Source organism: Salinibaculum salinum, from assembly GCF_037645885.1.
Lineage (GTDB): Archaea > Halobacteriota > Halobacteria > Halobacteriales > Haloarculaceae > Salinibaculum > Salinibaculum salinum.
In genome coordinates this window covers 1-13,162 of the sequence record NZ_JBBENW010000024.1, presented here as the reverse complement: position 1 = coordinate 13,162, position 13,162 = coordinate 1, and the positions used below count along the sequence as shown (strand labels likewise).

At 57.6% G+C, this 13,162-nt stretch carries 14 protein-coding genes; 1 reads left to right on the top strand and 13 read right to left on the bottom strand.

The genetic code is table 11. The annotated features are described in order from the left end of the window. Positions 1–78 precede the first annotated feature (78 nt). Genes WDJ60_RS16775 through WDJ60_RS16760 form a run of 4 tightly spaced genes read right to left on the bottom strand, consistent with a single transcriptional unit; the run spans position 79 to position 1,358 of the window. Positions 79–405, bottom strand: coding sequence for a hypothetical protein (locus WDJ60_RS16775; protein ID WP_340101848.1), 327 nt, complete (start codon positions 403–405; stop codon positions 79–81). Then, positions 402–545, bottom strand: a complete 144-nt coding sequence (locus WDJ60_RS16770; RefSeq protein ID WP_340101847.1) for a hypothetical protein — start codon at positions 543–545, stop codon at positions 402–404. The genes WDJ60_RS16775 and WDJ60_RS16770 overlap by 4 nt, the downstream gene beginning before the upstream one ends. Beyond that, positions 545–943: a hypothetical protein gene (locus WDJ60_RS16765; protein WP_340101846.1), complete on the bottom strand. Its 399-nt coding sequence runs from the start codon at positions 941–943 to the stop codon at positions 545–547. The genes WDJ60_RS16770 and WDJ60_RS16765 overlap by 1 nt, the downstream gene beginning before the upstream one ends. Then, positions 936–1,358: a hypothetical protein gene (locus tag WDJ60_RS16760; protein ID WP_340101845.1), complete on the bottom strand. Its 423-nt coding sequence runs from the start codon at positions 1,356–1,358 to the stop codon at positions 936–938. The genes WDJ60_RS16765 and WDJ60_RS16760 overlap by 8 nt, the downstream gene beginning before the upstream one ends. A 516-nt stretch (positions 1,359–1,874) precedes the next feature. Between WDJ60_RS16760 and WDJ60_RS16755 the strand changes: the two genes are divergently transcribed. Continuing rightward, positions 1,875–2,114 (top strand): transcriptional regulator, encoded by a 240-nt coding sequence (locus WDJ60_RS16755; RefSeq protein WP_417750473.1) that lies wholly within the window; start codon positions 1,875–1,877, stop codon positions 2,112–2,114. 92 nt (positions 2,115–2,206) lie between these two features. Here the strand turns inward: WDJ60_RS16755 and WDJ60_RS16750 are convergent, their stop codons facing one another. The 9 genes from WDJ60_RS16750 to WDJ60_RS16710 form a co-directional block, all read right to left on the bottom strand. Beyond that, entirely contained in the window at positions 2,207–4,324 is a 2,118-nt protein-coding gene (locus tag WDJ60_RS16750) for a type B DNA-directed DNA polymerase (RefSeq protein WP_340101843.1), read from the bottom strand. A gap of 3 nt (positions 4,325–4,327) precedes the next feature. After that, positions 4,328–4,573 (bottom strand): DUF8156 family protein, encoded by a 246-nt coding sequence (locus WDJ60_RS16745; protein ID WP_340101842.1) that lies wholly within the window; start codon positions 4,571–4,573, stop codon positions 4,328–4,330. 1 nt (position 4,574) lies between these two features. Beyond that, positions 4,575–5,264: a hypothetical protein gene (locus WDJ60_RS16740; protein ID WP_340101841.1), complete on the bottom strand. Its 690-nt coding sequence runs from the start codon at positions 5,262–5,264 to the stop codon at positions 4,575–4,577. Next, entirely contained in the window at positions 5,261–5,524 is a 264-nt protein-coding gene (locus WDJ60_RS16735) for a hypothetical protein (protein ID WP_340101840.1), read from the bottom strand. The genes WDJ60_RS16740 and WDJ60_RS16735 overlap by 4 nt, the downstream gene beginning before the upstream one ends. Before the next feature lie 146 nt (positions 5,525–5,670). Continuing rightward, the gene (locus WDJ60_RS16730) at positions 5,671–6,708 is read right to left on the bottom strand and encodes a Cdc6/Cdc18 family protein (RefSeq protein WP_340101839.1); all 1,038 of its coding nucleotides are present in this window, start codon (positions 6,706–6,708) and stop codon (positions 5,671–5,673) included. A 965-nt stretch (positions 6,709–7,673) separates the two neighbouring features. After that, positions 7,674–7,808, bottom strand: coding sequence for a DUF7692 domain-containing protein (locus WDJ60_RS16725; protein WP_340101838.1), 135 nt, complete (start codon positions 7,806–7,808; stop codon positions 7,674–7,676). 356 nt (positions 7,809–8,164) lie between these two features. After that, positions 8,165–8,887 (bottom strand): class I SAM-dependent methyltransferase, encoded by a 723-nt coding sequence (locus WDJ60_RS16720; RefSeq protein ID WP_340101837.1) that lies wholly within the window; start codon positions 8,885–8,887, stop codon positions 8,165–8,167. A 7-nt stretch (positions 8,888–8,894) separates the two neighbouring features. Continuing rightward, positions 8,895–9,779 (bottom strand): aldo/keto reductase, encoded by an 885-nt coding sequence (locus WDJ60_RS16715; protein WP_340101889.1) that lies wholly within the window; start codon positions 9,777–9,779, stop codon positions 8,895–8,897. A 292-nt stretch (positions 9,780–10,071) separates the two neighbouring features. Then, on the bottom strand, positions 10,072–12,807 hold the full coding sequence (locus WDJ60_RS16710) for a hypothetical protein (protein ID WP_340101836.1): 2,736 nt from the start codon (positions 12,805–12,807) through the stop codon (positions 10,072–10,074). Positions 12,808–13,162: the final 355 nt, after the last annotated feature.

Sequence of the window (13,162 nt, the reverse complement as noted above, 5' to 3'; positions counted from 1 at the left end):
GCTCGTCACCTTCCGAAAACCCCAGCAAGAGGTCCCCGCAGTCGTCGCACTGCACCAGTTGACTCCGTCGCTGACTCTTCACTCCAGACCACCTCTCTCGTCGACGACGAGATCTCGAACATCGTCGGCGTCCCCGTTGTTCTCTTCATCAGATTCTGCCAGTTCTTCGGTGAACGTCTCGACTTCCTGGCGGAATAGCTCGAAGAACTCGCGCGTCGAATCCTGCGAACGGACCTGCGAGTGCTGTTTCGTGATGCTCGTCACGAGTGACTCGAAGACCTGGTCCTCGTCTTCGAGAACCTCAATACCATCTGCGAGACGTCGGTAGGCCAGAGCCTTCTGGAACATCCGCGTGTTGACGACCGACCGAATTTCCTCGTCGCTGAGTTCGTCGAGGTCGATCATGCCGAATCCCCACCCAGTGTCTCCTGATTGCAGTCCGGACAGAGGGGGATCACGTCACCGTCGACGCGGGTCTGTGTCACGCACAGCCCGGAGAACCCACACACTTCACACGTCCGCACGGAGTTCTGTTCGCAGTACATCAAGCATCAACCTCCAACTCGTCGCGATCGAACTCCTGCTCACAGAGGTCGAACTGACATTCGAAGTGGTCGCCACAGTTGGAGAAGCCACTGTGTCCACACGGACAAATTGCGTCGCGACTCTCAATTGATTCCTCGACAAGCGGAGGGACCCAGTCTCGAATCCGGTACTCCCGACGGTCGTTGTTAGTGCTGTCCAGGTGTTCGTACTCAACGAAACCGACTTTCTCGATGACGCCGACTCGACAGAGGGAACGAACAACCCCGTGGTACTGCTCAGGGAGATCCATCGCGACGAACGTTTCTGGCGGGTTTGGGAGGTGGTTTAGCAGATCTGAGTTGTTCCGGATCAGAACGTTCGCCTCTTTTGTTCCAGGCGTCCCGCGAGCCCTACTCATCGGTATCACCTCCGTTGGAAGGGACCAGTCGACCGTGTGGGAATGCGTACACGGTGACGTAGCCGTATTCGGTTTCGATAGACTCGACATCGAGGTCCCGGAGTGTCCGGAGGACCGCCTCGATGCCGAGGTCGTCGTCGGTCCGCACAGCCTCCGGGAATGCTTCGATGACGCTCTCGACGTAGACACAGCGGACAACCGGCTCGTCCGTTTCGTACTGACCGCGATGGTAGTCGTAGACCGTCTCTTCCGTGCCGTCGTCGGTCTCGTAGACGACGACCTCACTGATAGTCTCGTCCACCTGCTCAACGACCCACACCTCGGCGTCCGGATTGTCGTTGTCGCTATCGACAAGCCGCGTCCCCACCGACCAGCTCAGACGTCCATCTTTGGTGGCAGTCTCCTGCTCACTCATCGAGATCACCGTTGGCGTTGTCGTCGATTACGGTCGGTTCGGTGTCGGTGCTACTCGGGGTGTTAGTGTCGGGATTCATAGTTCAGGAATCGCGAGCGTGCGCACGCTCAGGTCAGTCACATTGTGTCCGCACGGGAGCACGCGGTACTGCGCGCCGCGGGACTCGAAGCCCTCGATGGGCGTCCCGCAGTGAGGACACGTTTGCTGGTTAGAAGCCGCTACACCGCGTCGTGCCGGCCTTTTATGGGTCCGGGGAGCATCCTGTTGTAGCACGGTCAGAGTCCTGACCGACGCGGCGTCCCTGCTGGTTCCAGGGGCGGCGCACTCGTTTTCGAGGTGAGTTACCGCCCTACGGAGCGCCACGCCAGCCACCATCTCACTAATTAGTGAACAACTACTAATAGCTTTCTCACCAAATAGTGATATATACCTCATCAAACGGTGATTAAAATATGATATGTGTGTGGCGTCTGAACACAGGAAGTAGTGACTCAGAAGCGCGAACCAGCGAGGTGGATGCAGTTGCCAATTGACGATAGAATACTTGAGACTTTGTCTCAATCGGGTCTGACGCTGTCGCCAGCCATTATCGCGTACAACATCGACAAATCCAGGGAGGAAGTAACCCGCAGACTCTCGGAGATGGTCGATAGAGACCTCGTCATCCGCGAGAAGCGTGGCTACTACTCCATCGCCGACAAAGGCGAAGCGTACCTCTCGGGCGACGTCGAACTCGACGACAAAGACGACTCCTGACCTTTTTGTAGGCGGGCATGGCAACCTCGGCGTGCCAGGCGACTGAAACCCACCAACCCCACTACATTCCGCGTCCGGCATTGCTATCTTCATCACTGAAACCCCTCCAGCGAGAGCTCTGTCGTCCCACTCGTGTAGCGCTGGTAGTCAGAACGGTCCCAGCCCAGAGGCCGCATAATAGACTCGCCCGCGCGGAGCGCGAGTTCGCGGTAGAAGTCCGCATCATACTCACGGAGGGACTCGTGGGCGAGCTGTACCCGTTCCTTCGACCGCCGACTGTCGTCGACGACGAGGTACTCCACGTCCTGCCCAGCGTGTCGCGGCAACTCCTGGTCTGCAGCGCGTTGCAATGCGGCGACGGTCTGTGTCCGTTGGTCGTACTCATCAACAGATTTCGACACTCGCTTTCGAATCAGCAGGTTCGAGGGGTCAACGCGACCCTGCACTAGGGTTTGGATACCGCGGTGGAGACGCTCCGCGACCGCTTCCGGCGTGCGCTCGCGGTCCAACGTCCAGATCAACTCCCGCTGAAGTTCCTCAATGTATGTTGGCGTGCTACGTTGGACCGCTTCGATACCCTTCGTGACGATTTCGTCTTCGCCAGCGATTTTCCCGAAGTATTTGGTCAGCGCCCCCGCTTCGGAATCTGCCAACGGGACGAAGCACACCCAATCCAGACGGTCCTCCAATTCCAGCGGGATAGACGCCTCAGCAGAAATCCGGTCACAGAGTTCTGGAATCGGTGTTTGAGTCTCGTCCTCTACTGGTTGGACCCAGAGACTATCGACGATGCCGTGAACGACACGCCAGCCGCCAGTTTCGAGTGTCTCCTTTGCATCCAGTAGTATCTCTCGTGCGAACGCGTTGATGGATTCGTGGCACTCGATTCGTCCGAACTTCGCGTTCTTGTAGCCCTGATAACCGAAACAGGAGACGAGAATCCATTTTAATGCGTCTGACTTCGCCTGCAGGTTCGTTTCCCGCTCGGTGTCTTCGGCAGCGGTAATCTGGTCCTTGATTGCCGCGCGGTCGCTGATGATCGGCTCAAGCACATCAGGGATGAAACCGGCACGGTCGCAGATGGAGTAGCCGATGCCCGGTACGTCTTCGCGGTCGTGACACTCGCAGCAGACTGTCTCGGGGCTGATATTGTGCTCGACCATGATATTCGGGTACAGCGACCCGAAATCCACCTGCACGACATCCTCGTGGATACCGACCTCTGGTGCGAAGGTGAATCCGCCGCGGTCGGCATCATGCAGCGTTGCGACCGACTTGAACGCCTCAGGTTCCCACTTATTCCAGGGGATGAGGACACCGCGCGACAGTGCTTCACGAACCTGTATAGCAGTGAGGATGGTCCCGATGGACCCCCATGCGGTCTCTTGGAGTGGTCGCCATGACCGCTCGACTAAATCCAGGAGTCCAGATATGCCCGATTCGTCCAGGAGAAACGAGTTGGACTCGTCAACCACAGCGCGACCGGGTACGCGGAATCGCGCGGGCGAGTGGCCGACCTGCCCGTAACTCTCGTAGGTGCTCGCGCCGGCGAGCTTGCTGTACCCCCCTGCTCGGCCAAGGCGGAACTCACCGATACCGACCTCTTGTGCCTGCTTGTGGCAGAGCGGGATGATACGAGCCGTCGAGCAGCACAGGACATCCGGGTCACGGTGTTCGAGGCGGTCGTGCAGGGTAGTCAAGACCGCTGACGGAACCTCGCCAAGCGCCTCACCATCCAGCGTCAGCGCGGTCACGTCGCCGTCGCGGAGTGCCGTCTCCAGGAGTGCCAGCCTGACGACATCGAGGTCACGCGCTGGTACTGGTGAAGTCTCTGTTTCGACGCAAAACCGAAATTGCGGCGCTAAGTCGACGTTGTAGAGCCGGAAAGTCGCTGGATAGAAGATCTCGTCTTCGTAGTGATGCCGGATTTCGTGGGCGAGCGTTCGTACTTCGTCAAAGCGGTCCAGCGAGATAGCCAGGACGAGTGATCTTTTCTTCTCACCGAGGTCGGTAAACCACCGTTCGAATCCGGTGCTGGCGACCTTGGGGTCATCACGCAGAGCGTACTGGAGATCCTCAAGGGCTTCCCGCGGGCCGTCGACGTAGATCGTCGGTCGGTAGTCGCGCGTCCACCGCTGTTCGACACCCTGATTGGTCGCGTGCCACTCTCGAACGTCCCCGTCTTGAAACTCACATGTTAGTAGTGGCATGGCTCAGACTTCTCCCTCGTCGCGTAGCTGCTGGATCTCACGTTGTTGAGCGACCAGAACCGACAGAAGAACTGCCAGTTCGGGGTCGGTACTGTTGAGGTACCCGGCAGCATCTGCATGCTGCTGGGCGTGCTCAAACACCTCGTCGAATGCTGGCTTGTATTGCCGGCGAAGTGCCCGTCGAAATGGACTACAGCGGTCTTCGAACCGCCCGAGGAAGTCACGATAGGTTGGATTTGTCCGCCCCATTTCAGGCATCCCCCAGTCTGGCGGGTGTGATTGGGCCAATGCCGGGCGCTTCTACCTCGTCTGTGACGGTCCCGAACATTTCGACCCAGTATGGAATCGTCGTCTGCCAGCCACTGTTGTCCCAGAACACGGTCGTTTCGAAACCCTCGCCCTCAAATCGGTAGCCGAGTGGGGTTTGCTCGCTCCGATACTCAGCCGAAGCGTGGTCCGCAATGAGTGCGGTCAGCTCGTCGTCGATGGCTGCCGTAACCAGTAGCCGAATATCGTACGTTGTACAGACCTTCTCGAGCGATGAGACCGCACTGGACAACATCTGCCGAGCTTCGTGGTCTGGAACATCGTCGTCGCGGTAGAGCGACGCCATGTTCGGGACGATGAGACACCCGGTCCGTGGCGTCACGCTGTTGATGAGGCGTTTAACCAGGCTGTAGTGTTGATAGGCCGTGAACGCCCGCGCCAGACGAATCCGACGAAGCAGTCGGTCGTGGTCGGCGATATCGTACAGTGCGTAGGTACTCGCGGTGTTTCGAGCGTCGATCCAGTATGCTATCCCGTCGACATTGCGGACAGTCTGGTGCGCCATCCGGTGCAGCGCTGTCGAGCGATGCCCCTCAGTTTTCAAGAGCGTCAGCCCTGGCGAAGTCTCGGGTATCTCCGCGCCGTGCGTGGCGTTCGTTCGCTGCCCGCTCATGCATCGTCGACCTCCACGCCAAGAGACCGAAACGACCGTTCGATCCACTCTGGGACCTCGACACCGTCCACGTCGGGTGACATGACCGATGCAGTGTCGTCATCGTCGATACCGAATATCCACTCGTCGCTGCCGTGCTCTATTTCGATGCGCTTCTCGTAGGACGGGTGGGCGTAGCTGTCGCAGAGTCGGATCTCTGCCTGCGTGCCGTGGACTTTTCGCCGGTCGATACGGTCAGGTCGGCTTCGGGAGCTCGACATACACGAGACCAGGATACCGTTTGAAAAAGCGATAGTCCGCGAGTTCACGGAAATTCACGAAACTGATGGTAGAAGAATTCAACCGCCACAAAAAGAGCGTGAGAGTAAATTCCCGGAAATTCACGGAAGTACTGCCGTCTGGCGATTCACGGATTCACGGTTTTCGCTTCAGTGTGCCGGACGACTTTGTACCGGGTTCCGCGCCCGGAACCGGACTGTGAGATGAGGTCATACCGCTGGAGACTCGTGAGATACCGCCGTCGCATACTCTTACTCCGGGGACTCTGGGTTCTGTTCTCATAGCGCTCGTGCAGATCTGAGGCTGTCACTCCTTTGGAGCCCGCATCACGAATGATGGTATAGAGCGCTCGTTGGTGCGTCCCGAGCGAGCGAACGTGCAGGTCACGGACAGCAGCCTGGGCATCGTCGGCAACCGCTTCGACAACTGACCTGGTAAGCCGCTCGGAATCCTCGTTCATCACGTAGCGCGCGGCTCGGCGAAGGTGGGTGATTGCCAACCGAGCGTTCCCGGCAGCGCTGTCCGCGATAGCCGCGATAGCTTCGTCGTCAACGCGGCTTCCGTCAAGCCCGTGCTCGACGCGATAGGAGAGGATGTCGAGGAGTTCTTGGTGGCTGTAGGAATTGAGCGACATACGCATCATCGATCGGAGTCGGGACTGTGTTCCTGGACCGACTTCAGAGTTGGCGATGAGATCGTCATCATCGACGCAGATACAGATTACTGTCACACCCGGTATATCAACCAGCGCGTGGATCAGTTTCGGGTCGGTGACAACGTTGGCCTCGTCGATTATCGTGACAATCTGGCCGTCGTACTGGCGGAGCCGGTCGAAGTAATAGCTGCGGCTCGTCCCTTCGGGTCGCCGAGCTCCGAGTCCTGCGGTCCGGATTAGCTCGTGGAGAGCTGCCGTCGGCGTCGGGTCTGATTGACAATTCACGTACCCCCAGGAGAAGTCGAGACGCTCCTGATCGAGTTTGCGCGCGACATACTTCGATAGCGTGGTTTTCCCGCTTCCACTCGGTCCGTCAATCAGGGTATTCTCACCGATTCCGCCGTACGTGATTGGGCTCAGCGCGGAGGCCAGTGCGTCTATCTGCCCATCACGATGTGTCAGGTCCTGTGGAACGAATTGATGTTCGAGTGCTCGGGCGTCCCGTATCATTGTATTCTGATTCGAAGGTGACTAGGAAAGTAAATGGGAGCCAACCGTACTGAAAGTGAAACTATTGCTCTTTGAACCCTTGATATTCGACTGGAAATCTGACCAACGGCGGGCAATTTGAGAGTGGAAAAAACAGTGATGAAATGACCCCCAATAGACAATATAGTCCTCTAAACGTCTCAACAGCGCAATTAGACGAAGCTATGACCTTTCTGCTGGAAGGAGGCAGGCGTGAGACCGGTATCGGAAAGCTCAGCTGAGATATTCAGATTTCAGTACGATGTTGAGGGTGATTCAAGCCGCCGGTTCCGTGTGGTATTGCACAACAACGATATTCTCTATTTTATCGCGGAACAGAAAGAGGCGGACAGATGGGACGTGGTCAACCAGCAGGCAATCGCCTACTTTGAGTACAGTTATGAGGATCTTGAATTCCGCCCGCATCAACGCAGTCGTAGATAGCCAGGGTGCAGCTGCTTTTCGTCTTCACTATCAAAAAGTGTCATATCACAGTTCACAAGGTTGATTTCCACCAAATTGGAGTGTGATAACCGTCCAGTAGAGTCGCGTATCGATTTCTACAGGAATGAATACAGCAGACCAGAGAACAAACGAAATTAGTTTTCAAGATGGGAGACTGTACACTATACAGACATGCCCTCTGAGAAGGTCTGTCCAGATTGTGAGGAACCATTAGAACAGATGGAGCTACAAGGCACCGACGTCGTTGGCGAACTATCTATTGTCTCAAAGTCGACGGAAGACGGATTTCTTGGTAGCGTACGAGCGGATGAGATCCTTACGCCGGTCCCGTACGTTTGTCCCGAATGCCGACGAACCCTCTTCTATGCCGAAGGGTAATCGATAACCCGGCCACCTGTACGTAGCATAAACAGATTGGTGTGACTCCTTCTATGACACCCTGTATCAAATACAGACGTCATCACTGAGGCAATCGAAGGTACTCACGCGTAGTAGACCCCCAGAGCGTCGAAATGGAGTTCTACGTTGACGCGGGTCAGCTTGCACCCGTAGAAATGGATAGCTTTGTCGATGACGTCCTGTCGACACTCGTAGTCACAGTCGGGTCGGATTCTCATGTTCGTACACACGAGCTTAGCGCGCGGGTGGGTACTCGTGTGCACATTGAGCGAAGAGGTCCGCAGGACGTACAACCGGGGGATGTCGCAGACAGGTTGTATTCAGCCGGATTCCACGGTTGCTGACAGGAATTGCCTGCTGAATATAGAGCGTGAGCCTTGTTTAGGCGCTCCAGAAGGCGTCAGTTAGTGTCTATGTCGGGAGAGTAGAACCAGTCTGTGAGTGCCTCTCGGCCCGGTTTCGTTGTTCCGGTAAAGGCAGTAGAAGACAATCTGCACCGCGTCTAAACAAGGCCTAGAGAGTGTATTCAGCAGAGCGGTATCGACAGGCGAGAACGGTAATGAAGTACGGCGAACTACCGCTCGGACATCCGAAACGCGAGACTGTACATCGTCCCTGTCGACTCTGACCCAATCTCTTCGACGAGCCGATCGAGTTCGGCGGCGAGGGGATCAGCGAGCCTTCGGGGGAGATCACTCGCAGTCTTCCGAGCGAGGTCAGCGTGAGCCTTGACGTGAGAGACCGTCCAGGGGACGGGATCAAGCAGGATTCGTTTGCGATCAAAGGTCAGACCGTGGCCTTCGAAGACCCGGCGCAACATATCGGATGGATAGAACGTGAGCGCGGGCGTGCCGTCAGCCAGCTCCGACGCAGCGTTTTCGACGGCGAAGAGGTCCCTGATAGCCGCGTCGTCGGGGAGCGGCTCGTAATCGTCAACGACGAGGTGTGCCCCAGGGGCGGCAATCCGGGCTAGCTCTGCCGAAATCCGTCCGAGAGCAGAGGGTGGAACAACGTTACACAAGCCATGTGCGGTGATGAGATCGACCGCGTTCGACTGGAGAGGTGTGGATTGAAGGTCCGCTTCCAGGATCGAGGTCCGGGACGCCTCGTGGGAATTAAGAGAGGACCTGAGGTCCTGGGCGTGTTCGGCGTTGTTCGTGACTGCGTAGACGTGGCCTGCGCCCTGTTCGAGTAGCCCACGGGTGGTATTACCGACGCCGGCTCCTGCCTCGAGGCAGGTCGCACCCTCGACCGGGCGGTCCGCGAGAGCGGTTTCGACAGTCTGTGGAACCGACATCGAGCGATCAGTGGTGAAGTTGCTCGGGGACGGGCGAGTCTTCGTGGCGCAGCTCCTCGATCAGCGACCGCTGGGCGGCTTCGTCCATGGGCTCGTACCGCGAGGCAGCGTCGAAGGCCATCGAAACGAGCTTGGGATCGCCCGGTGTCACGACGCTCGTCACGTCCTGAGAGGCCACGAAGTTGAAGCGCTCGCGCATCTCTTCGGGCGTATCGACGGGCTCGTACCAGTTCGCGTACGGGCGGTCCTCGACCGGGAGTTCGGCCTCGGAGGGCCAGGGACCTCTCGCGAAGGCCTTGATGATCAACGTCCCGAGGCCCTCTTCGTTGGCGCGTTTGAGGACTGCCTCGTAGTCGTACTCGGCGTCGGTCTTGGCCATCACCACGGGGTTCAGCGGAAACATCAGCGTCTCGAGATCGTCGATGCGGTCGATCGCGTCCATGATGAGGTCAGGATCCCCATGGCTCGTCAGGCCGATGTGATCGATCAGTCCCTCGGCCTTTGCCTCGCGGAACGCCTCGAGGGCGCCGCCTTCACCCGTGATGGTGTCGAGTTCCTCCTCATACTCCAGCCCGTGGACCTGGTAGAGATTGATCGTGTCGATGCCGAGTCTGTCGAGCGAGCGCTCGAGTTTGTGCCGAGCACCATCATACTCGCGTTTCTGGGTTTTACAGCCGAGGAAGATTTCCTCACGGTGCTGGCGGAGTTTTGGCCCGAGTTTGAGTTCGGCATCGCCGTACTGGGGTGCTACGTCGAAGTGGTTCACACCGTGATCGAGAGCGTGTTCGATCATCTGATTGGCCCCCTCCTGTTCGACCCAGTTCAGGGCAATGGCGCCGAACGTGACGACCGTGCTTTCCTGATCGGTGTCGCCAAGCTTGCGGGCCTCCAGATCGCCTGTCATAGTTCGACTTGAGGGGAGTCGGAAGATAAAGGGCAGGGGTGGGATAGAATTCGTCTCAGGGTGGGCGGCAGGAATAGTTCTTCCCACTGTCACAGTGAGCGTTTCGAGGAAGACGTAGCGTGCAAGCGGTCCCTCGATACCGCCACGGTCGATAGAATGCCATGTGCGGGAGACAGTACCGGAATCATCAAGCGCGTCTCAAATCGCCATCAGTGCCTCCCACTGACAACCATACTCGGAAGAATAGATTCTGTTGTTTTAGTGGTAGGTGTGGGTATGGTTACTTTGACAGCTCGAGCTCACCGTGGTCTAACGCGCGGCGGTTCTTGTACAGGACGGCGACGTGAATCTCTCGGGAATTGTCCGTCTCAGTACCAATATCGACACTGACCGAGTCACCCTCCGTGACGCGAGACCCTGACTGCGTCCAGGCGTTGCGTTGGCGACCCTCGGAGCCGCCGTGGACGGCAATGGTTAACTCGTCGGCAGCGACTGCGTCACCGCCATCGTGCTCGATTGTCATCGTCCCAGTCTCGGCATCCAGGTCGAATGCGAAATCGACATCCGGGGTAACGGTGTGTGTCCGAACCTCGTATGGCTGCTCAGGCACGACCCACTCGACAGTAAGCGTGGTGCCCGCAGCGAACTCGCCGAGATTGACCTCCGCACCGTGCTCGAGCCTGTCGTGAACATCGTCTGGCTGTAAATCGCTTTCCTCGCCATCGACCAGGATGCGGAACGACGACGCATCGCGTGTACTTCGTCCCCGGTAGAGTGCTACGATCTTGCCATCACGCTCGTCGAAAGAGAAGCCCCACTGCGGCTGTGGCGTAAACCCGAGGAGAGTTCGATGCCCTTGGTCGTCTTCTGTGAGAACGACACTGAGGCGTTCGTCGACATCGACGCTTGTAATCTGGATACTATCTCCTTCAGTGAGCGTGTCGTGTTCCATTTCGAATGCGGTCGGCTCGCTGCCGTCTCGTGACTGGTGGGTGCTACCCCGAACAACATCGATACGCTCGGGCTTCGCCGGTTGTTGACCGACGTAGGCAAATTCCACGTTGCCTTTGTCAGGATTGTAGGACGCCTCGATGGACTCTTCGCCTGTCACCGTCCGTCCGATTTCGTGTGATTCTCCCTCGCGCTCCCAGACCATCTCGACAAATGAGAACGGCGGTGCTTCGACCGTCAGTTTGTCTTCGGGTTCGTACTGCTGGTAGTCGTCATTCGGCTGCGTTGAGGCTGGCTCGCCGTCGATGGTGACGGAGAGGTTCTCAGCGTTCAACGCGGGCCCCTCGCGGTACTGCAGATCGACCGTCCCTTTAGCGTCGTCGTAGCTCATCTCGACATAGCCGTGTGGAACGATCACTTCCCGTGCAATTTCGACGGGGTCATCCGGTTCGACCCACTCGACCGTTATCTCCTCGCCGAGTGCCAGGTCGTCGAGTCGGAGCTGACTGCCGCGCGTGAGTGTCTCATACTCGTCCTCGAACTGCTGGTCGACCGCCTTGTCTCCGATTAGGATCTCGAATTCCTCGGCGTCCCGTTCCGTTTCGTTGTGGTATCGGACGGTCACTCCCTCACCGAATTGATGGATATGGACGCGCGGCGGTTGTGCGTGGAATCGGACGAGAGACGTCGGTGACCCTCGCGGTCTGGCTGGTACGTCGAGTGACACCGTGACGCGGTCACCCATCTCGACGCCAGCAACAGTCGTACTTTCACCACTGGTCAGTTCATCGGTGTCATCGAATTCGGTTGGTTCCGAGCCGCTCGCGGCGTCACTTCGATGACGGAAAGCCAGCTTCTCGGGATCTGCTGGCTGGTCGCCAGTGTAGGTAAGCGTCAATTGACCGTTCTCTACGTCGTATTCCGTCTCGAAGGCATCCTCGCCGAAGAGTCGCTGGACGTAATCATAGTAGACGTTTTGCTCCTCGTCGAGCCAGCGAAGTGTAACCGTTGCTAGCGCATCCGCCTCGACAGCAAAGCTGTCTCCCGACGCGAGCCGCTGTCCGTCGATCGGCTCCGAGACGCGCTCGCCGTCTATCCAGAGTTCAAGCTCCGACGCAGCAACTGGCTCGCCACCCGTATGCTCGAAGGAGATGGCTGACCCGTCTCGCATGGCCTGGATACGGGCAGTTGGAGCTGCTTCCCGATCACGCTCTGGTGGTTGTTTTGCGACTACCGTGGCATGGACAACACCGTTAGTTCGGCTGAGCTCCAGCTTAACGACCTGCGCCGGTTCAAGCTCTCGAACGGCCTGCTCGGCGGACGCTTTGTCGAGAGATCCGTCGACAAACAGCAGATACTCGTTTTCGGTCGTTCCCTCGATTTCGTTTGGTTGCTGCTCGAATCCGGCTGCCACAGCAGCGATGTTATCTGCCATCGGTAGCCATCCGTCGTCGGTCGCGAGCAGGAGATAGACCAGCCGACTTTCGCCGAGTCTGTCGAAGGCCGTGGCAGCGTACTCGGTGGTGTCGAGCACGGACTCCGCCTCGTCTTGGGCGACATCTACTGCGGCCTCGACGCCGGCGACGCGGTTGTCTTCGGCACCGCCTGCAAAGGCTAGCTGGCCACTGTTGCTTGCGACTGCAAACTCGCCAGTATCGGCAATTCGCCACTCGCCGTCTCTCTTATGCTTCTCGCCTGGTTTGGGTGCGTCAAAGGAACCGACAGCCCCACCAAATAGCCCCGATTCGCTACCGCGAGCAGAGACGACGTGATCTACATTGCTTGCTTCGAGTGCGTCGATTTCCTCGATGATCGCTCGCGTCTGGTAGGTGAGTTCGTCCGTACTTTCTACCTCGGTCGCGTCTGCAAGTAAGACCGTTCGATACTCGCCATCAATTGCGGCTTCGGCGGGGACAAGCTTGAAAACCGATTCGACGCTCTCTGTCAACTCTCGGTTTGTCGATACTGCATTGACGACGACGTCGTCTTGGAGACCGTAGCCGGAGATGCCGGCTATGGTCGCAAGGCTCCCGCTAAGGAAGCTTCGCCTGGAGGGCTCTTCCATATTGGAAATCTCAGGTACTCTATTTAAGTATCTTATGTTAACGAGGGACGAGTTCGTCGAATCAGGCGTAGGGATGTTATGATAAATGATACGATACAGGCTCACTATTGAATAAAATGCCTCACTTTTTCGTTTTTTGCCTTGGGAATCAATATACTGGACACTCTGTGACGAACCGTTGAACTGTTTCGTTGGATTCTACCCACTGTTGACCGACTCGCGCCCTGTATTCACCTATGGAAATTCTGCTGACTGAACAAACCACCGTTGACGAGATAACTGTTTTGACGATCCCAAGACGAGCCCAACTGAGGGGGAGAAAACCGGACGACAGAGACACGATAGCTGCCTGAGA